We start from the raw sequence: 24,724 nt of genomic DNA on the forward strand, positions 1-24,724 counted from the left end.
CTACTATTAAAATTAGAATGATACATTTAAACCAAAAACAATTGTTCTCGCTCTTGGATAAGTGAAGCGATCTATACCATAAGATTTTGAATCGCTAGAGCTCCCGGTATTTAACTCGGGATCAAAACCAGTGTAATCTGTGATTACAAATAAATTTTGTCCTGTAACCGATAATCTTAAGCTATTTAACCAATCTCCTAAACCAATGGCATTAGGTGCAAGCTCGTAAGCTAAGGTTGCATTGTTTAAACGTAAAAAGCTTCCGTCTTCAAGATATCTTGTAGATACGGTGTTACTGTTACTTGGATCTTCGTTAGGAAATTCGATCGCCTGATCTGTGGTGTTTAATGAATTGGAGATCTGAGTCATATTAAATAAACTCATTCTTGTATGGTTGTAGATCTTATTGCCACTTACCCCGTTAAAATTAAGTCCCAGGTAAAAGTTCTTATAATTGAATTTAGTATAGAACGCATAAATAAAATCTGGTACTGCACTTCCAGAAGAAACACGGTCGCTATCATCGATTTGTCCATCACCATTAATATCGGTGAATTGGTTTAGACCATCTGCACCAATACCTTCAAATTGTCTTACAAAGAAGTTACCAATAGGCTGATTATTCATATATCCATTGATTGTTGCTCCAGTTTGTCCTGCTCCTTGAGCCGTTCCTGTAGTTACGATCGTAAATGGAGAATCTGTAATTTCATTTTTGATATAAGAGAAGTTACCACCTATGTTATATGAGAAATCTTTTGAGCGATCACTCTGGTAATCCAAAGAAACTTCTAAACCAGAGTTTCTAATCTTCATATCAGGAATATTCTGCCAGGTGTATCCAACCTCATCAATAGGATCCTGAGTAGAGAAATACAATAGAACATCTGTAGTTTCTTTTAAGAAATAATCTACTGTACCGGTAAGTTTTTGATTAAACAATCCAAAATCTACCCCAATGTTCGTTTGCGCAGTTTCCTCCCATTGTAAATCTGGGTTTGCAGTACGAGCAAAAACTAAACCATAAGGATAATCTTCTCTTGTAGTTTCGTTACCATTCATTGGATAAATATCATTATCCTCAAAACTTTCACCGTAACTTAATCTTGTTTGCTTAGATGGAATTTCCTGGTTACCAGATTTACCCCAACTGGCTCTTAATTTTAAGTTGCTGAATGCAGTTTCCTGAAGGAAATCTTCTTTATGAATATTCCAACCTAAAGCGAAAGATGGAAAAACAGCATATTGATTGTTTTCACCAAACTTAGTAGAACCATCAGATCGAACTGTTGCAGTCACTAAATATTTATCTGCAAAATCATAGTTAATTCTACCAAAGAAAGATTGCAACTCGTTAACTGTTGCATTAGAGAATTGCGTATTATCCTCACCCCTTGCTTCACCTAACTGATATCTTGGCTCGATTCCGTTATCTGGGAAATTGGTAAAATAATATCCTTTGGCATGGATAAAAAATTCCTGATAAGAATGTCCTGCTAAAAGATTTAAACCGTGATCGCCAAAATCTTTTTCGTAGGTTAAGGTATTTTCTACAAGCGTATTCTTATTGGTTGTAAAGGTTGAATTTATAGAACCTTCAGCATAATCTGGATCGGCAGAATACGGAATGTACTGCTCATCTCTATCGGTTTTAGAATAATCTACACCTAAATTTAATTTGTAGGTTAAACCATCTATGATTTCTAAAGATGGCGAAATATTAGCGATCATTCTGTTATTGTTAGAATAATCACCGTAGATATTTTCTATGATCAAAGGATTGATCCCGGTTCCAAAAACTGTTGGTTCTCCATTAGTATATGCTGGCTGCGTAGGATTTAATTGCAACATATTACTCACCATTGTCCCAATATTAGGACGCTGATTTTCAGTTCTTGTTGCGGTTAGATTTAAATCTACTTTTAGACGATCGTTAAGCCCCTTTTGAGAAACATTAATTCTTCCTGAATATCGAGTAAGATCACTACTATTAAGAATCCCTTCCTGATCTCTTGCTCCTACTGAAGCAAAATAAGAAGTCTTAGAAGTTCCGCCACTCATCGAGAAATTTACATCGTTGGTAATAGCCGTACGCGTAAGTTCGTCCTGCCAATCGGTATCGGCGCCATTATCACTAAGACTACCACCAACCTGTTCTACTACCTGTCTAAATTCATCTGCAGAGAACACATCGATCTTATTAGCCATTGTAGAAATTGCTGTAGACGCAGAGAAATTCATTTGCGTTCTACCGGCTTTTCCTTTCTTGGTAGTAATTACTACCACACCATTTGCGGCACGAGAACCATAAATGGCAGCTGCCGATGCATCTTTTAATACGTTGATAGACTGAATATCTTCAGTATTAATGAAGTTTAAAGGGTTTGTTGGAACTCCGTTTGAAGAATTATCTAGTACAAAACCATCGATCACATATAAAGGAGACGTACCAGAACGTAGCGTTCCCACACCACGAATAATGATATCCTGGCCTGCACCCGGCTCACCACTTGCGTTAGTGACATTTAAACCAGAAACTTTACCTTGTAATAAGTTTCCCGGGTTTGTGTTAATCCCTTTATTGAATTCTTCGTCACTAACAGAACTTACAGATCCTGTTAAGTCTGATTTTTTCTGAGTACCATATCCAACAACAAGAACTTCGTCTAAAGAAGCACTATCTGTTTCTAATTGTACGTCGAAATTTGCCTGATTTCCTATTTCAACTTCATAAGTTTTAAAGCCTACAAAAGACACCTGAAGAATATCACCTTCTTGCGCCTCTATAGAATATTGCCCATCAAAATTAGTGGTTACTCCATTAGAGGATCCTTTTACCATTACGGTAGCCCCAGGAAGTGGCACTCCCTGATCGTCTGTTACTACACCACTAATTGTTTGCTGTATTGATTTACCCTTAACTGTAGGATTTATTACCGGTAAATTACTGGCTGCAGCCTGGCCAGTCTGAGAAAAAAGTAAAATCGAAAGTCCAAATAATACCTTTTTCGATCTTAAATGTGTAATTTTAAAATACATTTATTTAAGTAATTGGTTGCACAATGCTTAATTAATAGCCGCAGTTGTTGGTAGCTTCTGCGGTTTTTTTTGTTGATTTTTAGAGTTAGATTACTTTAGTATCACTTCACTGTTTTTAGGTTTTTATTAACAGCCGCTAAATAATGAAGAAAGAATTGAAGCTGTTTTAAATGAAGTTTATGCCTAGTTTAAATAGCAGCAAGCCATTAGAAATCTTGCAAAAACTTGGGATTACTTCATTTTCATTCCAAAATTATGTTTAGAATTGACGATTTTACAAAAAGAGGTCGGTTTTTTAAACAAAATCGATGTCTTATCGGGAACAAAAGCCTGTAAAAATCACCCTTTCCTATTAACATAAACACAGAATACTAAACACTGAGGTAAATAAGACTTAACAATCAGATAAAACGTTTTATCGAATTTTAAAAGCATTGATTTGAATAGAAAAATAAGCTTCAGAAGCTGTGAAGATTAGCCTGTATTGCTGAATAAATCCTGTACAAATGAGAAGAAATTGACATTAAACTCGATTTACAGCTAAATTCAACATTATTAAAAGTATAGAAGCATTCCTGAATAAAAACAGTTACTAAAATTCGATATTTTCAGCATAAATTCTATAGAAATTATAAGGTTTTGAATGCAATTTCAGAAATAGAAGTAAACTTCATCACGACAAGCCCAGACGCATTTAATCTCCATGATCGAGTAAATAAAAAAAGCTCTCAGAAACATTAAAACTGAGAGCTTTTTCGGCAATTTAAATAAACAAACAATAAAGCAAATATTAATCTGTGGTCCAGCCGCCACCAAGCGCCTGGTACATATTAACAACAGCAGTCATTTGCTGCATTTTGGTTTCTACAAGATCAAATTTAGATTCCAGAGCATCACGTTGCGTCATTAGCACTTCCATATATTCAGCTCTAGCATTTCTAAATAATTTATTCGAAATTTTAATCGATTCGGTTAGCGCATCAACTTCAGCTGCTCTTAGATCATAACTTTTCTTAAGATTATCGATTTTTGCTAATTGATTTGCCACTTCGATATAGGCCTTTAAGACCGTTTGCTCGTAATCGAAAGCCGCCTGAATTTGTTTTGCATTGGCAGTTTTATAAGCTGCTTTAATGGCATTTCGGTTTACTAAAGGTGCTACCAGATCTCCGGCTACAGAATAAATTAAAGACTCTGGTGTATTTAGCAGGTAATCTGGATTAAAAGCCTGATACCCGATATTTGCTGAAATCCCAAAAGAGGGATAAAATCTGGCTTTGGCAACTTTAATATCTAATTTTGATGCCTGCAGCTCAAATTCTGCCTGTCTAATATCTGGCCTGTTTTGTAATAATTGCGATGGTAAACCCGCATCAATCTGTTTTGGCAACATATCTGCAAAAGCCTCTGTACTACGAGCAATTGGTTGAGGATAACGACCAACAAGGAAATTCAGCTTATTTTCGGTTTCTGTAATTCTTTGCTGAATATCATATTGCAAACTTTTAGTGTGCAAGACTTCAGCATTAAATTTACTTACCGCAAGCTGAGTAACACGAGCGGCCTGCATCTGCAATTTTACGATTCTATAAGCTCTTTCCTGAATTTCGATATTATTCTTCACAATTTGAAGCTGATTGTCCAAGGCTAATAATTCGTAGTAAGAATTAGCAATTTCAGCAATAATATTTGTGACCATAAAATTTCTACCTTCTACACTAGATAAATAGCGCATCACGGCAGACTTTTTAGCGTTGTGAAGTTTGTTCCAGATATCTACTTCCCATTGCGCGTGCAGGCCAATCATATAATCTGGAAGCGGATCTGGAAATTCTCTTCCTTCTTTAATTTCCAGGTTTTCTTCTACTGCACCATCGCGAGTATATTTACCCACTTTATCGATCCCGGCACCTGCTTTTAAGCCAATTGAAGGTAAATATTCACCTTTTCTGGCCAGCACTTCACTTTGCGCGATCTTTAATTCCTGAAGCATAATATTTAACTCCTGGTTATTATCCAGCGCTGTGTCTATTAAAGCTACCAAATTAGGATCGTCAAAAAATGTCTTCCAATCTATCGAAGCTGAGCTTGTAGTATCGGCCGAATTAAAACTTTTTGTAGCAAGAGAGTCCTGGGAATTATGGTAATTCCCGGGAACCTCTTTACTAGCCGTTTTCTCTGATAATGAAGGTACACAAGACGTTATACTAAGCATTATTCCTGCCGTAACGCCTAAATAAGAGAAACGTTTATATTTTTTCAATTTATTTATCATAATCAAAATCTTCGGTTAATGGATTTTCGTCTTCGTATTTAATCAATGATTTTCCTTCAGCAAGATTTCCAAAGATGTAGTAAAGTCCTGGTACAATAATTACCCCGAATACGGTTCCGAAGAACATTCCTCCAAGAGCAGAGGCTCCTAAAGTTCTGTTACCAACAGCTCCCGCTCCGGTAGCAACGATCAACGGAATTAAACCTGCGATAAACGCGAAAGACGTCATTAAAATTGGTCTAAAACGAACCTTAGCTCCTTCTATGGCTGCTTCCAAGATCGTGAGCCCTTCACTGTGTTTCATCACCGCAAATTCTACGATTAACACGGCATTTTTACCCAGCAATCCTACCAGCATGATCAAACCAATTTGAGCGTAAATATCGTTTTGAAGTCCCATTAACTTTAGCAACATAAAAGATCCAAACACTCCAACAGGTAGCGAGAATATTACCGATAATGGAATAATAAAACTTTCGTATTGTGCAGCAAGTACAAAGTATACAAAGGCCAACACGATAAGGAAAATATAAATAGACTCGTTACCGCGCTGCGCTTCGTCATAGGATAAACCTTCCCAGGCGATATCATAATTTTTAGGAAGCGTATCTTCAGCTACTTGTTTAATCGCCTCAATAGCATCTGCCGTGGTATAACCTTCAGCCGGTAATCCACGAATGGCAGCCGAATTATACATATTGAAACGAGTTACCTCGTTTGGCCCCTGCATTTTTTTCAATTTCATAAATGCTGAATACGGAACCATTTCGCCATGCTCGTTTTTCACATACATATTTAAAATATCTGAAGGCAATCGTCTAAACTGAGGATCTGATTGAACATACACCTTAAAGAAACGGTTGTATTTAATAAATCCCTGCTCGTAAGTACTACCAATTAAGATATTCAGGTTTTCCATAGCATCACCTATAGAAACTCCTTTTTGCATCGCAAGTTCACTGTTGAATTCCAATTCGTACTGCGGATAGTTTGCAGCGAAAAAGGTAAACAGTCCTTTTAGCTCTGGACGCTTTCTTAGGTTTTCCATAAACTCCTGATTTATCTTATCGAAATCCTGATAATCTGTTTCAGTATTTTCATCAAGTAATCGCATAGAAAAACCACCTGAAGAACCGAAACCTGGAATTGCTGGCGGCTCAAAGAATTCGATAACCGCACCTAGGTCTTTGGATTTTTCCTCCAGCTCTTCCATAATTTCGGTAACTGTATGTTTACGATCAGACCAGTTTTTAAGGTTGATCAAACAGGTACCTGCGTTAGATCCACGCCCCTCGGTCATAATCTCATAACCTGCCAAAGAAGCTACAGATTCAATTCCTTCAACTTCTTCACAGATATCCTGCAATTTTCTGGAAACTTCGTTAGTTCGCTCTAAAGTTGCTCCAGGAGGGGTTTGAATAATTGCATAGATTGTTCCCTGGTCTTCACTTGGCACAAAACCAGACGGTAAAACCTCGCTCTCTAAGTATACACCGGCACAAAAAGCAACTAAAATTCCGAAGGTTAACCATCTACGGCTCACCATTCGTTTTAAGATCGCTACATATTTACCTGTAAGTTTATCGAATCCTGAATTAAATTTATCCAGACCTTTAGTAAGGAAATTTTGCTTATGCTCTTTCCCGTGATGATTTTTAAGCAGCATCGCACATAATACTGGTGTAAGTGTAAGTGCTATAATTGCTGAAATAACGATAGAACTGGCCATGGTGATAGAGAACTGTCTATAGAATGTTCCTACCGGGCCAGACATAAATGAAATTGGTAAGAATACTGAAACCATTACTGCGGTAATTGCGATAATTGCTCCCCCGATTTCTCCCAAAACCTGCTTTACGGCTACATAAGGAGAAATATCCGGATATTCATCGAATTTCGCATGCACGGCCTCGACCACGACAATCGCATCATCTACCACAATACCAATGGCGAGTACTAAAGCAAATAGTGTTACCAGATTTATCGAAATTCCGAAGAATTGAATTACAAAAAACGCCCCGACTAATGAAACCGGAACGGCCAAAATAGGAATTAAGGTAGAACGCCAGTCTCCTAAGAAAATAAACACCACAATCGCTACCAGGATAAATGCATCACGTAAGGTATGAACAACCTGCTCTATTGAAGCGTCTAAAAACTGTGATACATCGTAGCTAAGCTTATAATCCATACCCGGAGGAAAATCTTCTTTCATTTTCTCCAATTCAGCCTTAACTTCATCAATTACATCACTGGCGTTACTACCGTAACTCTGTTTTAATACGATCGCCGCAGATGGGTGACCGTCCAGGTTAGAATAAATATCAAAAAACTCACTTCCTAATTCTACTCTACCTATATCTTTTAATCGTAAGCTTTGTCCTTCTGGATTTGCTCTTACAATAATATTCTCGTACTCTTCAGGTTCACTATATCTACCTTTGTAGGTAAGTACATATTCTAAAGACTGGGCTTTAATCCCAGAACTTCTACCCAAACGTCCCGGCCTACCAACAATACTTTGCTCTTGCATGGCTTCCATCACTTCATCTACAGAAACATTATAGGCACGCATTCTATCTGGGTTTAGCCAAACACGCATGGCATATTTACGGCTACCTAAAATTGTGGATCTTGCGATCCCTTTTATCCTGTTTATTTCAGGAATCATTTTTACATTGGCGTAATTGTATAGAAATTTTTCATCCATACTTTCCTTTTTCGAATAGAGGTTCACATACATCAACATACTCGGTTGGATAGGTGTAATCACTACCCCCTCCCTTTGCACCAATTCTGGCAGCAAAGGCATTACCTGGTCTACCCGCGTTTTTACCCGTACTACGGCATCGTTGGGATCTGTACCTGGTTCAAAAATTACTCGTAATGTTGCTTCACCAGCACTGGTGGCATCTGTTGCCAGATAGCGCATTCCCTGTACCCCGTTAATTGAATTCTCTAATGTAATTAGGGTAGATTTTACCAAAACATCTGCACTTGCCCCGGGATAGGCCACAAAGATGTTTACTGTGGTAGGTGCAATTTGGGGGAACTGCGATATAGGCAGTTGTTTTATTGCTAAAGACCCCATAAACACAATTATTATCGAAATAACAATAGCAAATACGGGTCTATGTATAAATCGTTTAAACATAGTCTTCTTAAAATTTTACTCGATGATCGAGATTAAATCTATTTTCTAATAAAGGCCTCATGGGTTAAGCCCAGAGTTATTTCACTCGACAGAGTGATTATTATAACAGTAGTTCAGCTAAAAAAAATTAATGCTGAAATTGTATAAAATTGATACCTGAAAATTATTCGGCGTAAAGTTCTAGATGGTTTAAAACCTCTTGAGGATCTTCAAAGTCATATTCGATTTCGTCTCCTTCTCTAACCTTACGAAGTCCTTCTAAAAGAATAGTATCATCTTCAGAAATTCCGTCACTAATTGCATAGATATGCGGAAGTTCTCCTGCAAGGCTAATTTCTCTGGATTCTATCTTATGATCTTCGTTCACCACGTATACATAATGTTTACTAAGTACCTCGAAAGTTGCTTTTTGTGGAATTAATAGCGAATTATTAAAAGGAACCTGGGTAAGAACACTACCGGTTTCGCCATGTCTTAATAAGCCTTCTGGATTAGGAAAACTTGCTCTAAAAGCGATATTACCGGTTTCGTTATTAAACTCTCCTTCTATGGTTTGCACATAACCATCGTGTTTATAAACCTGGTTATTAGCCATTAATAATTCTACTTTGGTAGTATCATCTTCGTGAACAGCCTGCTGATAATCCAGATATTCAGCTTCTGGGACGTTATAATACACCCACATATCGCTATTATCTGATAAACTGGTAAGTAACTCTCCTTCTTCAACTAAACTTCCCAACTTGAGATGAAGTCTATCAACAATCCCGTCGAATGGAGCTCTAATATCTGTAAATTCTAAATGTACCTGCGCTAAAGACTGTTCTGCTTTTGCTTTTTCAAACTTAGCTTTTGCCATTGCTAACTCGTTAGGAGCTACAACATTACTATCGGCAAGTTGTTTGGTATTCTCGTATTCTATTTGGGCAAAATGTGCTTCAGCCTTAGCTCTTTGTAGTTCAGCTTTGTAAATTTTAGGCATAATTTTAAACATTAACTGCCCTTTTTTTACAGATTGCCCTTCATCTACAAAAATATCTTCAAGATAACCTCTTTCCTGAGCACGGACTTCGATATTTCGTATCGATTGAATTTGCGCGACGTATTGATTGGTGACCAGGGTATCTTTGCGAAGCGGACTCGTTACCAAATACCTGGAATTTTTTTCTTTTTTTTCTTTGTGGGATTCACAGCCCATGCCTAAGAACATAGCACACAGGCTAACAATCATGAGAAATCTACTCATCATAATTTCAAATTTAAAAGTGATAAAAATTAGGGTAAACCTTATGAAAGTCTATAAACCAATGCTAAGCACAACTGTAGCCAAAAGTTTTAATAGACTATTTTGAAAAATTGAAGTTTCGCCCGGATTGTAGAAAATTATCCAGACTTAGAAAATCATATCCTAAATACGCAATATCTTACACAAATAGAAGGGTAAGATGTAATATGATTTTGTTTTGAAAAATAAGGTTTGTTATCACTACGATTGAAGTCATGATACGCAGAAAGTACAGTGTAAAAAAGGGCCGTTATATAATCACTTCCCTCTACATATTTTTTTGAAGCACCAGCATCTGAATCTGAGTCACTATCAGCTTCTTCGATTTCAATTTCTTCGGTTTCAGAAAACTTTCTATCGGGATTCGATCCTGATCTTTCGTGAATTAACGCATCACTATCTTCAAAATAATCGAAATCAAGGTCGGATTCTATCTGCTCCTGAAATGAGATCTCATCTGCAACAAAATCATTATCTTCCCGAAGGTTATCGGCATGAAGATGGCCGTATCCATTTAGGAAAAGTACAAAAAATGATATGTATTTAAACAAAGATTTCATTTGCCGCGTCAAAGCTATAGAATCTTTGGATTACCTACAAGAACTTCTATATTAAATTACGAAAAGACATCAACATGCTTATTTTCAGTAGTATAAAATACAGTTTTCTCAGGTTAATTATTATTTAGGTGAATAAATAAAATTTAAAATTCGATAAAATCGACTGAAGTTTTACTTAATATCCAGATTTTTATCACTATTGAAGCTAATTACAATTCAGTAAAATTCGACATAAAAAAAATCTGATCGCAGTTATATACGATCAGATCTCAAAGATAATTCTATTCGATATTACACAATTTAAGGTGTAAATCTATGAATACTTATATCAAAAAATTATCTCGTTTTAATCGGGAAAATAATCTTTTATCTTCTAAAATATATTTAAGGTGACTTTCTAAAGTGCGACGATCTTGCTTATTTGCAATACTTGGGATTAAATCTTTATATAGTGATTCAAGCTCAGATTGTAACTCTAAACTTCTTTTTATAACAAAATCTCTTCCTTTAGGACGAAGTTCTTTACATTTTAATCCGTTTTGTTTTCTTCTGTAATTGGCCAGTTTATACTGAGATTTTAGACCAGAGATATAGGCTTTATTATGAAAACACATATTTTTAAAGATAGTCTTAAAATATAAACGTTGCGACTCGTCCAATGCCTGGGAATAAAAGCAAAACGCATCTTCGATCTTTTGGTACAGCGCATTAATCTTAAGATCTACAGGTATCTCTTCATTTTCATCTTCGTACTTGTTTAAGATCAACACCTTTTCTTCTTCGGTTTGATGATCCTGGTACTTAATCCTAATAGTACCTAAACCTGATTCAAGATTCTTATAAAAATTACCTTTCTCGCAAAATCCACCGTCTGTTGTAAAAGCTAAACATCTAATATTTGCTTTCTTTAATTCTTTAAGAGAATGCTTCTCATTTGGTCGAATTTGGTGCTTTTGCCTTATTTTTTTTAAGGTCTCGCTGTAGGAAATATTCCCGTTATTTGCTACTGAATTCATGGTGGTTAGATTTTTTTGATCGTTACACCACAAATCTAGATAAAGGCGTCTTAGAAAGTTCTTTCCGAAAACACAAGCTTTACTTAATACCAGGTTAAATTTTAGAGAATGAGAACACTAAATATTCATTTTCAACTTCTTGAGATTAATTCACCAAAATAAAGATCTCGTAATAAAAATGCTTTAGATTAAAAAAATGTTGATAGCGCTCATTAAAATTCAGATTATATTATATAAAACAATTAAAAGTTATTCACAATTAATTAATCTATCCTACGACCGCGTTAATATTTTAATTATATTGTTAAAAAAATTAACATTTTAGGAATTATCCTGAATTCTAAATTCTAAAATGATGAGATGTATAATTGTAGATGACGAAGAATTACAAGTTTCCTTATGTAAGATACTTATTGAGGAGCATACTAATTTAGAGCTGTTAGGTACTTTTTGCAATGCATTGGATGCCCTAAAATTTATTAGATCAAATTCTGAAATAGATTTAATATTTCTCGATATTATGTTGCCAGATATTACCGGGTTCGAACTTCTTTCTTTAATGAAGGATTCTCCACAGGTAATTTTAATGTCTTCTGCAAAAGAATATGCGATCGAAGCCTTCGACTTTGATCATGTTTTAGATTACCTCCTAAAACCACTTAAAAAGAATCGATTTTTAAAGGCAGTGAATAAAGCTACTGGCCAACGCGAGCAACAAATCTTGCTAAGCCGCAAAGGGCAAAGTTCCTTTTATGTACAAAGCGATAAGCGACTTATAAAAATTAATCCTAGCGAAATCGATTTTGTTGAAGCTTGTGGCAATTATGTATTTCTTCATTTAGAATCAGAGAAAATTTTCACATACTGTAGTCTGAAAAAATTAAGCGAAAAACTCGCACCGCAAAGCTTTATACAAACACACCGTTCCTACATTATTAATATTGATAAAATTAAGGATATCGAGAATAATAGTGTTTTGATCGGAACCAAAGTTATTCCTATTAGCAGGCGTTACAAGAAAAATGTACTAAATAAGATCGATGTACTTTAAGAAGAAATACCGCTTAAATAAAAATAAATACCACTAATCATAATAATTAGACCGTTTGAATAAAAAACATCTTTAGAACCTGTTTTGATTTGTAATTTCAACAATAAGAAACAAAAGTAAGAATGGTCGCTAAAGAAAAAGATCAGTTTATAAAACTCACTGGTGTTTTAAATGCCTATACGATCAGGGATATTGAAACCGAATTGAATTCATATTTAGAAAAGGCTACAGATATTTTAAAAATAGATATTAATAGTATTTCTGAAATCGATATACCTGCAGCATTCACGCTTTATTCTTTAAAGGAAAAGGCCAAACAAATGGGAAAACTTATCTGTATCGATAAAGAAAATTGTTACGCGATTAAAAAATTAGGAAATTATAAAATAGAAAGATTGTTATAGTTGAGGTTACATTGGTTAGATCAAGATCCGGGAGCAGAACAAAACGCATAACTACTGCTCTCGGAACTTCTAAGAAAGCAATACTAACCTGCTAGAGATTTTAAAGTTTTGTTTTTATTTTTTATTTATAAGTAGTCAGTTTCATTATTAGTTATAACTAGCTAGAATGAATCCCCAAAACCCTAAAAACCCTGAAATTAGTTTCAGGGTTTTTTATTTTCTACACGCTATATCTACGATTTCTTGTTTTTAGATCTCCTTAAAAGAATATAAAAAATAACTACCGCAAGCACATCCACAATTGCGACAATCAAGGTTATTTTTTCTATAGTACTCATTAGTTACAAAAATTTCGAATTTCAAAACTACATATATTCCTTATAAATAAACTAAATTTTAGAAGGTATATTTTACGCTTAATAAAAATTACGGGCGGATACTAGTAATTTATCATTTTGAAGCAATATAGTAAACAACCTAGTGGCAAGCCATCGAGGCATTCGTTGGAAACAAATTTTTAATTTCGAGGCAAGCATCGGGGTAGTATATCCTTTGGCGGTGCCGATAAACTAAAAAAGGGAGCACGTCTGCTCCCTTTCTCCGTATTATTTCATCTTGTAGGCTAATACAAATTAACGAAATAATGATTAGGTATAGCAAACTTACGGTTTAGTATAAAATAAATCTAATATTTTCTGTTAAATTCAACTATATATATAGTTAAAAATATATAGATACTTTTGGAAAGAACATAATAGTATAACTCCAAAAAAGTTCAAATATTATATCGCTCAATTTTTTTCTGAAATTTAATTCCTTAAGAGTTTAGGATGTAGCCATAAAAAGCCCATAGTGATTAGAAAAGTAAGGTAAAACCAAAATAGGTTTAATGATCTATACAAGAATTCCTGATGATCATCCTGAGTTGTTTCTTCAAAAAATGCCAAATTACTCTTAAGTCGATCCCTGCTTCTTTTTGATTTCCATTTATCTGTTTGAAACACATAAAATTTAGAATCAAAAATACTATCCCCGGCTGCTAGTTTTAAATGGTTCCAACCTTCGTCTTTAGGATATAGTGTTGCCGAATAATCATCTGGTAAATCTAAATGCTGCAATAAAGGAATTTCATGCTCCAGAGAATCGATTAATTTAAGTGATTCTAAAGATGTTTTTATAGCAAGGTTCACAGGCTCATTTTTGTATATAAAACTATTTTCTACTTCCCAATGAAGCATTTCTTGGGCTGGTTTAGCAAGCCTCGAAAAAACATCTGTCCAAATTTCTCTATAAATCTGATTATGTCCGTTTAACACCAACTGATACGTATTCTGTAACATGCCACTTCCTACTTTTCCCCTACCCAAATACCTGTAAACAGCCAGCTTATTTTCATTTGCTATCAAAGAATAGGTATTATTCGAATCCTGAAATACATAAGGAAATTTAGCAATTTCGGCTTCTGGATTTTCTGGCCATTTTATTTTTGGTAATCCATCCAATTGAGTTTCAAAATCCACTAATGTTTTTTGCTGAAATGTATTTTCTGTCTGCTGAATAAAAACTCCCAGGCCATCTCTTTTAACAGCCAATTCCAAATCCTGCTTTTCTTTCACTGAAAACTGATTGAAACTTGAAATATCCACCACCAAAACATCAAAATCATTCAAAAACTCTTCGGTTATTGCTGAAAATGAAGCTTCTTCTGTATTTAAATATTCGTATTTATATCGATTACTCGTCAACTGCGTTCTTAGCGTAACCTGATGTCCTTCTTCAGCTAAAAAATTCTTTAAATAACGCGTTTCAAAACTCGGGAAATCGTTCAATACTAATATTCGCAATTTTTGGGCTGTATTTATTTTTATGGGTAAAGGCTCTTTTGCGAAGATATTTCCAACAGAATCCTGAACTTCTATCTGGTAAACAAACTCTCCTTTGACTTTAGTTTTTGCTTTCAATTCAAAGTCAGCTTCAGTAAGTGTAACCGAATCCAGCTTATTTCCTCCAAAATCTTTTAAATAAGCTTTATAGCCATCTTCAGGTTTAAAAAAATGTGCTTTTATATTCAGCATTTCACCTTCAATCAATTCCTTTGGATAGGTTATTTTATCTATTCCAGCTTGTAATTCCGCAGGTAAAAAGCTTACCTTTTTATTTTCAAATTGAAAAAGATCATAGTCTTCAATTCCATAACCCAAAACAAAAATCTCTCCCGCAGCTTCTAATTCCGGACTTATAAAATCACTCGAACTATAATCGATTTTGGTGATTTTAGGATACAATTTTTTCAAGCTATCAAGCTGAGCTTCCTTAGCTCCTTCGGTAATTACTACCGCTTTGTTTCGCTTTTTGGTACTTTGATAAGCTGGTTTCAATGCAATGGCAAGTAATGCAGCTATTGCGATAACTCCTATAAAAATTCTGAGGAAAAACACAGATTTCCTTGAATTCCCAAATTCTTTATAGATCAAAACGACCAAAAGTAACACTGCTCCCAAAAGGTAATAGCCTAAAAATTGATCGTTTAAAAATGTAATTTTACTATTCATAAACCTCCAATTCTTCAAGCATTAATTGATCCAGACGATTCTGGTAGGACTTCGATGATATCGCCTTGTCTTTTGATTTTGGCAAAGCCTTGAGTAATCCCTGCTGAATTTCTTTTAAATTAAGCCCTTCCAGCTCGCCACCGCTAAGTGTCTTTACATCTTTAAGTGTTGCCAAAAATTGTCCCGGCTTTTCAATGGCTTCTCTTGCCAATTCCTCCCCAGCTATTTGAAATAGTTCTTTACTCGATTCGCTTAAAGTTACAGGTATATTTTTCTGCAACTCCTCCAATTCAGCAATGGCATTTCTTATTCCTTCAAATTCATTTTCTTGCTCAAAATCCTGCGATCTTCGATAACTTTCTACATCTTTTAATTCGCCGGTTAAACGTTTATCTTCTTTTAAAGGCGGCGGATCAAAACCAATCCGATGCACATAAATTCGGGAGCTATTTTTAATATTTTGGATTAATTCTAATGCCCGATATTGATATGCTAAAGAAGCTTTTGGCTCGTACACCCGCAACTGTAATTCGGCATCCCACATCTCGTTTATGGCCTGCCGCAGCTGAGTTTTCAGAGATTTTGCAAACAAAGTCGATTCTTCTGGATCTGAATGATTGTGCACATATTTTTCTAATGGATCTTCCTTGTCATCGTTTTCATCCCTGTGCTCTTCAACCAAATTATGCTCGTTATCACTATCATGTCGATGAGAATATTCTGCTAGTAGATCTTCTTCTCCATTCAAACTTTCAGCATTTTCAGCCGCCAGACTTCCTTCGGCCTCGTCTCCCATAAACTGTCCGTACTTTAAGCGTAAAGACTTTTGATCGAACCCAAGATTATTGCTTCTGGTTTCAAATTCTTTTCGGCTTATTTCTGGCTGTTCTTTGATCAGCTTTTCGGTATCGATGATGAGTTGCCGCTGACTCCTAAAATAATCTGGCAGCAAATCGACACCCATTCCGCCGGCCTCCATATAATCCATTTCCACCGTGTCATTAATCACCGCAAAATAGGTTTCGCTTCTGGAAACATTGGCGCTCGGTTGTTTGAAATCTAAAGCTTCTACATAAAAATAAAGCTCGTCTCCTGGTTCCATTTTTAATTGATCCAGATCGATTTGTTGATCGAGATTCAAGCTTTTTGAACCCGAATTTATTCCTTGCTGAAATTCGATCTTTTCTTCCCTAAATTTTACAGATTCGCCGCTTCCTTTGCTTACCGTCGCAATGATATAAGCGTTAGCTATTCCAAAATCATCGCTAATCTTTGATACAAATTGAAGTCTTTTTTCTTCGGAAAACTCAAATGAACTAAACTGATCTAAATTTTCGATCTCGATCACCGGATCTTCGTCCTCAAAAACACTAATACTATGCAGATCTGAAATATACTCGTTCCCCAACGAATCGAAATACCTGAAATTATACACACCAGATTCGTTAATTTCTCTGCTGAATTTAAACTGCTCATTTTCAACCTTCATTTTGTAGGAATTTGACCGAAATTCTAAGAAAACCGAGTCAATTTTTTGATCAAAGTCAACCGTCCAGTTTAATGCTGAATTTTCTAAAACTTCAACATCCATTTTTTCACTTCGGAAAGTGCCGATTCTTGTATAATCTGGATAGAGAATTTCTAAAGTATAATTTGCAATCGCCGGAATATAATCTGATGAAGAAACTGAATCTACTGAAGTAAAAGTAACCGAATTATCAATCCGATTTTGTTGAAAATCAGACATGCTTTTTAGTGTGATTCCAAAATAGCGTAAACCAAAACCAACCGCCAGGCAACAGATCAATAAAACACTTAAACTTCTAAATGAAACCGGTGGTTGTAATGATTTAGATTTCTCCTGAAGTCGCTGAGCAATTTTTTCACGCTGTAATTGACCAATATTGGATAATTCTGCATCCTTTTTTAAAAGCAATCCTGAACTATGTTCTAAATCACTAAAACGAGAATCTACAAATCTTAAAACCTCTTGAAGCCCTATTATGAAAGGTTTAATAGTGAATATTCCAATGATAAACAGCACTAAAAAAACTGGTGCTAAAACCCATAATTTCGTCCCTAAAGACCATAAAATAATTAACGGAGCTATTGCAAAACCAAAAATCTTTAACCAGGCATAAATTTGCCAGCGCTTTTTAAAACTAAAAAGAATTTTCGCTGCCTGTTTCATTGCTCTCTTAGTTTTGAAAGGATTCTTTCAATAATAAAAACCACTAAAAAAGCTAACCACAGCCAAGGCGTCCAATCGAATTGTGCCAAATAACTATTTTTACTGCCTTTTCTAAAAACAGGAGCTAAAATAGATTTATCTATATTTCGAGTATCAGTTTCTGCAATTTTCGACTCGATTTTTGGATGTAATTCGATAAGTTTTAAAAGATCTTCAGCAAGATGAGCTTCTAGAATATTCTTTCGGTGCAAAGTATCAGTTAACTGAAAAACTCCGGCTTTCGCGGTTTTTTCGATTAGATTTTCAGCATAAATATTCGGCTTAAAAATTAAACTTTTGGTATCGAAATCCGGGAATTCCTTTTCGCTTAACCAAACTAAAATTTCTAGATTCTTAATGGATTTTTCATCTGAATTTCCTTGCTCAAATTCGCTAAAAACAAACGGTCTTTTCAAATATTTTCCTAAAGCTGAAAACGAAGCTTTTAAATATTCAACCTGATTCTCAATCTTCAAATCATCATAAAACTGAACGCGAATCGTATCCAATTCGGTTCTTAATGCATTTTCAGGAATAGAATATCCCTCAATGTCTTTTGCACCTATTCGTTGCTTAGAAAATCGTCCTAAATTTTGTACAATATCGAATTGTAAAAGCTCTAACGAATCTTTAAAGCTTGTAATATCAATAATTTCACTGGTACTTTCAGTAGAATCAATTAAAATCCAGTTTACTTTTTCAGGAATCTCAGGTCGTTTTCCTTTAATTCCGCTTATTTTGCCTTCACTAAAAACTACAATACTATCGCTATGCAGCTTAGAAAATTGCTGCGCTAATTGCCAATATTGGGTATTTTCAAGCTGCTTTTTTTCAGAATTAAAGTCATTGTCTTCTTCAGTATAATCGGGAAAATCTTCGGCAAATAAATAAACTTCATTATCGCTATTTATCGAATCGACTAAAGTCCTAATACTCTTCAATTTCAGCAAAGACGGTTCTACCACATAAGCGACCTCTAGATTCAATCGTTTAGAAATCGAAACCGGAGCTGCCAAAATAAAACAGATTAAACTGACTAAAATTAGCCGCAAAAGCAATAAAATAAACTCGTTAAATTGCAATCTACTACTCTTAGAAGTCTGGCTTTCTTTAATTAGCCGTATGCTTCCCACTTTTATGGTTTTCCCCTCGCTTTTATTCCAAAAATGGATAGCGACAGGTACCAAAAGTCCTAAAAGGCTCCATAAATAAGTGGGGTTTACGAAAGACATTTAAGCTAATTTAATTCGTTTTTTGAGGTATAATTTTAAAGTTTCGGTCAGTGGCTCGTTCATCTTAAATAGTTGATAATCGATACCATTTCCCAGGAAAAAATCTTCGTTTTCCTTTATATTTTTTTCCAGATCTTTTAAGTATTGATCTTTAGCTCCTTTTGCTGAAATTTTTACTTTTTCGCCTGTTTCAATATCTTCGAAAGTCAGCGTTCCTTTATACTGAAATTCCATTTCCTGTGCTCCCATAATTTGAAGTACAGCAACTTCATTTCGATCTGTTTTCAGTCCTTTTGCGAATTCCTGCAACTCGTGTTGATGCTGATGCATATCGGTAATAAAAAAGACGATCTCTTTGCGATTATGACTATGAATTTGATTAAAAGAAGTCGATTTTTCTGGCCATTTCCCTCGATTTTCAATAGAAATCAATTCGTGTAATAATCGGTTAAAATCCTTTTTCACCGCTCTTGGATAAACAGCCTGCAATTGATGCTGATTTAAAGCAAAAAGCCCAACATCGTCGCCCTGGCTATGCGCCAGATAAGATATAGATGCGACCAAAATTCTTACAAAATCCATTTTCGTAAAAGTATTTTCGCTATGCTCCATCGAAGCACTGGCATCTAAAATAAATTTTACGCTGATCTGCGATTCGATTTCAGATTGTTTGATATAATAGCGCCCAGATCTGGCGAGCATTTTCCAATCTAACAAACGCAGATCGTCACCGGCTTCGTAACCACGGTACTGGCTAAATTCCATCCCTACGCCAAGATGCCTGCTTTTATTCAGTCCCTGTAAATAACCATTAACAATTACTCGGGACATTAGGCTTAAGCCCGAAACTTCCCTTACAATCTCTGGTTTTAAAAGTTCCTGATACATATTCAGCTAAACAGCGATATTCTTCAAAAGATCTTTAGTAACCTCATCTGAGGTTATTCGTGCAGCTTCCGCCTTAAAATTCACGATCACCCGATGGCGCAACACAGGATAAGCCACCGCATCGATATCTTCTTTGGTTACCGCAAGTCTTTTTTGCGATAAGGCCCTGGCTTTTGCCGTTAGGATCATGGCCTGTCCCGCTCTTGGCCCTGCTCCCCAACTTACCCATTCTTTTACAAAATTGTTGGTTGAAGTTTCGGGTCGTGTTGCTCTAACGATTTTGCTCACATAACTTATTAGATCATCACTAATTGGCAATTCCCTAACCAGCTGTTGCAGGCGCACAATTTCTTCTCCGCTGATAACCGAATTCACTTTTGTTTTTACTGAACTTGTGGTACTTTTTAAAATACTGGTTTCCTCCTGCTCTGTTGGATATCCAATCTTTATATATAATAGAAAACGGTCTTGCTGTGCTTCTGGCAAAGGAAATGTTCCCGATTGTTCAATAGGATTTTGAGTAGCCAGAATAAAAAATGGCTTATCCAGTTTATAGGTTTTTCCTGAAAAAGTCACTTCAAACTCCTGCATGGCTTCTAACAAAGCAGCCTGTGTTTTTGGTGGTGTTCTGTTAATTTCGTCAGCGAGGATAATATTCGAGAAAATTGGCCCTTTATTGAACTCAAAAAACTTTTTACCGGTAGAATGATCTTCTTCTAAAATTTCTGTACCAATAATATCTGAAGGCATAAGATCTGGCGTAAACTGAATTCGCCTAAACTTAAGATCTATCGCATCAGATAAAGTTCTAATCATTAAGGTTTTTGCCAATCCGGGAACACCTTCCAGCAATGCATGACCGCCAGCCAGAAACGTAATTAATAATTGCTCTATCGTTTCTTCCTGGCCAATAATGATCTTACCTATCTCTTTTTTTAGAAGTTCGATCTTCGTGGTTAGATGCTCTATTTCTTTTTCAAGATTTGTTAATTCTGTATTCATATTTTAAAACTCTTATGCCGTTAGCGCATACATCACGATGTTTACACCAAAGCGAGTATTATCTATTCTATAAAATCTTTTATTTCTGAAATCATAATCCCATTCGCAACCATAATCTTTGTTGGAATACAAAACCCCAATTTTCCCATTAATTTCGATCGCTTTAAGATATTCATGCACCAAATCGTCTCCCCAACCATTTAGTTCTTGTGAAGTAGTTGGCGGGCCATCTTCAAACTCAAAAAAACTGGAATAAATCTGGTGATCGTTTGGGATCTTTTTTAATTTCTGAGGCCCAAAAAGTTCATCCATTTGCCGTTCAAAGGATTTTGCGAAAAGTCCGTCGATATCATGATTGCAATCGTCTACAAATACAAATCCGCCGTTTTCAATATACTTTTTAAAATTATCGCTTTCGGCTTTGGTAAATTGCACCAATTTGTGTCCCGATAAATAGCAAAAAGGGCAGTTAAAAATTTCATCACTTCCCAGAGAAATAATGTTTTCCTGAGTATCTACGGGCAACGAGGTATATTCGATCAAAGAATTTAAAAGGTTGGAAGGCATTCGCTGGTCTACATCCCAATCTCCCGATTCGTATTGTAATCTGGTAAAGAAAAAATCCTTATTCAAATTGAGGGGCTTCGGTTATGAATTTTCTTTTAGTTAAAATCAAATCCATAATCCCAAAAAATTCATGAGATTATGGATTATATATTTTCAGGAGAAATTAAACAGCGTCTGAAAGGCTGGTAAATGTAAAGTCTCTAATTTTCATATACGGAATTAAACTTCCGTTCACTCGAACCTGTTCGCCCAAAGCTTCCAGGTTATTTAGCATGATAATCGGACTTTCATTAAACCTAAAATTCTTTACAGGATATTTAATTTCGCCATTTTCGATATAAAAAGTTCCGTCTCTCGTAAGACCTGTGTACAGCAAAGTTTGCGGATCTACAGATCGTATATACCAGAATCGTGTTACTAAGATTCCACGTTTAGTGCTTTTAATTAATTCTTCGCGAGACATATCACCACCTTCCATAATCATATTTGGAGGAAAAGGCACAGGATCTACGCCACTTTTTGACGCCCAATATCTATCGTAAGCAAGATTTTTAACAACCCCGTTTTCTAACCAGGTTGTTTTTTTAAGCGGTAAACCATCACCATTCCACGTCGCCGTTGGAACATCTGGATGCAAAGGATCACTCCAAATATTTACACGTTCGTCTACTATTTTTTCGCCAAGCTTGGTTCCGCCGCCTTCTTTAGACATAAAACTACGACCTTCGTCTGCAGTACGTGCGCCAAGAGAACGATACATATTTCTTAGTAAATCGCCGGCCGCAGCAGGTTCTAAGATTACGGTATATCTTCCTGGCTCGATCGCTCTTGCTTTTTTAGAAAGTACTGCTTTTTCTATTGCTATTGCTGAAGCCTCTTCTGGATCGAACTTAGAAATATCATTATAATCTCTGGTTACCCATCCAGAACCTGTACCATCATTAGTTCGCATGGTTACCGTAAAATCTACACTGGTCGATTTATCATAAGCATACAATCCTTTAGAATTTAGCATGGCTCTAAATGATGCACCATCATCTAAAAATCCAGCTGCAGTCACATCTTGCTCTGAAGCTGGTTTTATACTACTTGCAGCAACTTCAGCGCGATATTCTGGCTTAATATTCGCTGTTGCTTCAACATAATTTACGGGTCTGTCGTAGGTTTGTGGCTCTAAAGGATCCATAAATTCAGGATTCTCTGGAGAAAGCTGTGCTAATTCTTCAGCACGTTTTACAACACTTTGCAAAGAATCGTCATCAAATTCATCGATTGTTGCGGTTCCAGATTTCTTTCCGTAGTTGGCCACCACCTGTAAAGATTGGTTGGATTGATGCCCTGCTGTAGAAACGGTATTTCTAGCGTAACGAATATTTCCGCTTTCGCTTCCGCTTAAATACATTACACAAGCATCTGCTTTAGAAAAGCTCATTGCTTTATCAAGAATTTCACGAGCTTCTTGTTCAGTATATATTGCCATTTTTTAATTTGTTAGGTTAGAGAATTTAGATGCTTCTTCCTGTATTGATCACATTTACATCTTTAAATCGCGAAGTAGAACTTCCATGAGAAACGGCGCTAACCTGTGGTGGCTGACCTTTTCCATCGAAGAACGAACCAAATAAACGATAATCACTCTCGTCACAGATCTTTACGCAAGAGTTCCAAAACTCCTGGGTATTCGACTGGTACGCAACATCATTTAACATTCCTACGATCTTCCCGTCCTTAATTTCGTAAAAAACGGTACCTCCAAACTGAAAGTTATAACGCTGTTGATCGATCGAATATGAACCACGACCCGCGATATAAATTCCTTTTTCTACATCTTTTATCATTTCTTCTACCGAGTATTTTTCTTTCCCCGGTTCTAAAGAAACATTTGGCATTCTTTGAAACTGAACATCATTCCAGCTTTGTGCATAACAGCAACCATGAGACTCGTTTTGATCGATAATTTTTACCTGATCTCTTATCGCTTCGTAATTCACTAAAATTCCATTTCTAATAAGATCCCATTTTTTGGTTTTTACACCTTCATCATCATAACCAACAGCTCCTAAGGAATGTGGTTGTGTTTTATCTGCAACGATATTTACTTTATCACTACCATATTTAAAGTCACCAGATTTCCACTTATCTAAAGTCGCAAAACTGGTACCCGCGTAGTTCGCTTCGTATCCAAGAACTCGGTCTAATTCTAGCGGATGCCCTACCGATTCGTGAATGGTAAGTCCTAAATGATTAGGTTCTAAAACAAGATCGTATTTTCCTGGCTGAACAGATTCTGCCGTAAGCATTTCCTTAGCCTGTTTAGCAGCTAAAGTGGCATCCTCTATAATATCGTAGCTATTTCTATATAATTTTAAGCCGGCTGGGCCAACTAATTTTTCACTTTCTAAACCGTCTAAAAATTCGTAGCCCATTCCCATTGGTGCGCTTAAAGCAGATCTGGATTTAAACTTTCCTGCCGTACGATCTATAGCCGTTACATCGAAAGTTGGCCAGATTCTATGAATATCCTGGTCGATATACGATCCATCTGTAGAAGCAAAATACTTTTGCTCGTTCACCATGAATAACGAGGAATTCACAAAATTGGCTCCGTTATTCATCGCAGCAGAATTCGCATCTAAAAGCAATTCTACTTTTTGAGAAACCGGAATTTCTTTAAAATCTTTTTTAATAGGCGTTTTCCAGCTCACTTCGCCGTGCGCTTCAACTGGTGCTAATTGTACTGGTTCTTTCTGAATTTTAGAATTCGCTTTTGCAATGGCTACAGCCTGACTGGTCGCTTTTTTGATTCCGTCTTCAGTCACATCGTTGGTGGAAGCAAATCCCCAGGTTCCTTCAGCAATTACACGAATACCTACTCCAAAGGATTCGGTATTTACTACATTCTGCACTTTATCTTCACGTGTAAATACATATTGATTTAAGTATCGACCAATACGAGCATCTGCGTAACTCGCACCAAGATTTCGAGCAGTATTTAAAGCAACATCGGCAAGAATCTTTTTCGCAGCTACATCTAATCCCGGTTCTAAAAGGGCTTCAGCAGCAATATTGCTTCCCATCGTTGATAAAGGAAGCATCATAGCCCCTAACCCCATCCCGGTTAGTTGGACAAAGTCTCTTCTTTTCATAAATTGAGTTTGTTTTGAGTTGGTTAACGTATTTGTGGTTTGTTTTTTTAAATTACCTGGGCATCGTTATAAAACGTGGTTAGCATTTATATAAAGCGAATCCTTGTAAAACCGTTCTAATATTAACACTATAAAGAAAAATAGCCTATAATTTTGTCTTAAATTATCAAAATTTAACATAATACAAACTTAAATACAGCATTATTAATTTCTTTAATAAAGAGTTTGCAACATATTTAGAGTTCAAATATTTTATTTCTCAATTTTGCTGAAAAAAAAAGCCTCACAGTAACTAACTGAGAGGCTTAAAATTTAGGTATTTC

16 protein-coding genes are annotated in these 24,724 nt (G+C 35.8%); 2 read left to right on the forward strand and 14 right to left on the reverse strand.

What is annotated here, in order from left to right; all coding sequences use genetic code 11:
* Positions 1-12 precede the first annotated feature (12 nt).
* The 6 genes from BM201_RS08240 to BM201_RS08265 form a co-directional block, all read right to left on the reverse strand.
* Complete coding sequence (locus BM201_RS08240) at positions 13-3,039, reverse strand: SusC/RagA family TonB-linked outer membrane protein (RefSeq protein WP_092541479.1); 3,027 nt, start codon at positions 3,037-3,039, stop codon at positions 13-15.
* Between the two features lie 790 nt (positions 3,040-3,829).
* Positions 3,830-5,314, reverse strand: a complete 1,485-nt coding sequence (locus BM201_RS08245; RefSeq protein ID WP_092541481.1) for a TolC family protein — start codon at positions 5,312-5,314, stop codon at positions 3,830-3,832.
* On the reverse strand, positions 5,304-8,468 hold the full coding sequence (locus tag BM201_RS08250; RefSeq protein ID WP_092541483.1) for an efflux RND transporter permease subunit: 3,165 nt from the start codon (positions 8,466-8,468) through the stop codon (positions 5,304-5,306). Before BM201_RS08250 ends, BM201_RS08245 begins: the two co-directional genes overlap by 11 nt.
* A 163-nt stretch (positions 8,469-8,631) precedes the next feature.
* A complete protein-coding gene (locus BM201_RS08255; protein ID WP_175487009.1) occupies positions 8,632-9,714 on the reverse strand; it encodes an efflux RND transporter periplasmic adaptor subunit in 1,083 nt (360 codons plus the stop codon).
* A gap of 155 nt (positions 9,715-9,869) precedes the next feature.
* Positions 9,870-10,304 (reverse strand): hypothetical protein, encoded by a 435-nt coding sequence (locus BM201_RS08260; protein WP_139219167.1) that lies wholly within the window; start codon positions 10,302-10,304, stop codon positions 9,870-9,872.
* Positions 10,305-10,636: 332 nt separating this feature from the next.
* Positions 10,637-11,329, reverse strand: coding sequence for a hypothetical protein (locus BM201_RS08265; RefSeq protein ID WP_092541487.1), 693 nt, complete (start codon positions 11,327-11,329; stop codon positions 10,637-10,639).
* A 352-nt stretch (positions 11,330-11,681) separates the two neighbouring features.
* Between BM201_RS08265 and BM201_RS08270 the strand changes: the two genes are divergently transcribed.
* Together BM201_RS08270 and BM201_RS08275 are read left to right on the forward strand one after the other, a co-directional pair.
* A complete protein-coding gene (locus BM201_RS08270) occupies positions 11,682-12,380 on the forward strand; it encodes a LytR/AlgR family response regulator transcription factor (RefSeq protein WP_092541489.1) in 699 nt (232 codons plus the stop codon).
* Between the two features lie 122 nt (positions 12,381-12,502).
* Positions 12,503-12,784, forward strand: a complete 282-nt coding sequence (locus BM201_RS08275) for a hypothetical protein (RefSeq protein ID WP_092541491.1) — start codon at positions 12,503-12,505, stop codon at positions 12,782-12,784.
* A gap of 809 nt (positions 12,785-13,593) precedes the next feature.
* On the opposite strand, the gene BM201_RS08280 is transcribed toward BM201_RS08275, so the two are convergent.
* The 8 genes from BM201_RS08280 to BM201_RS08315 form a co-directional block, all read right to left on the reverse strand.
* Positions 13,594-15,336, reverse strand: coding sequence for a hypothetical protein (locus BM201_RS08280; RefSeq protein ID WP_092541493.1), 1,743 nt, complete (start codon positions 15,334-15,336; stop codon positions 13,594-13,596).
* Positions 15,329-17,527: a tryptophan-rich sensory protein gene (locus BM201_RS08285; RefSeq protein ID WP_092541494.1), complete on the reverse strand. Its 2,199-nt coding sequence runs from the start codon at positions 17,525-17,527 to the stop codon at positions 15,329-15,331. The genes BM201_RS08280 and BM201_RS08285 overlap by 8 nt, the downstream gene beginning before the upstream one ends.
* A complete protein-coding gene (locus BM201_RS08290) occupies positions 17,524-18,798 on the reverse strand; it encodes a BatA domain-containing protein (RefSeq protein WP_092541496.1) in 1,275 nt (424 codons plus the stop codon). Before BM201_RS08290 ends, BM201_RS08285 begins: the two co-directional genes overlap by 4 nt.
* A complete protein-coding gene (locus BM201_RS08295; RefSeq protein WP_175487004.1) occupies positions 18,799-19,686 on the reverse strand; it encodes a DUF58 domain-containing protein in 888 nt (295 codons plus the stop codon). It lies immediately after the preceding gene.
* 6 nt (positions 19,687-19,692) lie between these two features.
* Positions 19,693-20,688 (reverse strand): AAA family ATPase, encoded by a 996-nt coding sequence (locus BM201_RS08300; protein ID WP_092541500.1) that lies wholly within the window; start codon positions 20,686-20,688, stop codon positions 19,693-19,695.
* A 12-nt stretch (positions 20,689-20,700) separates the two neighbouring features.
* Positions 20,701-21,321 (reverse strand): DUF4159 domain-containing protein, encoded by a 621-nt coding sequence (locus tag BM201_RS08305; protein ID WP_092541502.1) that lies wholly within the window; start codon positions 21,319-21,321, stop codon positions 20,701-20,703.
* A gap of 97 nt (positions 21,322-21,418) precedes the next feature.
* Entirely contained in the window at positions 21,419-22,735 is a 1,317-nt protein-coding gene (locus BM201_RS08310; RefSeq protein ID WP_092541504.1) for a TldD/PmbA family protein, read from the reverse strand.
* A gap of 25 nt (positions 22,736-22,760) precedes the next feature.
* Positions 22,761-24,401, reverse strand: a complete 1,641-nt coding sequence (locus tag BM201_RS08315) for a TldD/PmbA family protein (protein ID WP_092541506.1) — start codon at positions 24,399-24,401, stop codon at positions 22,761-22,763.
* Positions 24,402-24,724: the final 323 nt, after the last annotated feature.

Origin of the sequence: Zunongwangia mangrovi, from assembly GCF_900112105.1 — a bacterium.
Classification (GTDB): Bacteria; Bacteroidota; Bacteroidia; order Flavobacteriales; family Flavobacteriaceae; genus Zunongwangia; species Zunongwangia mangrovi.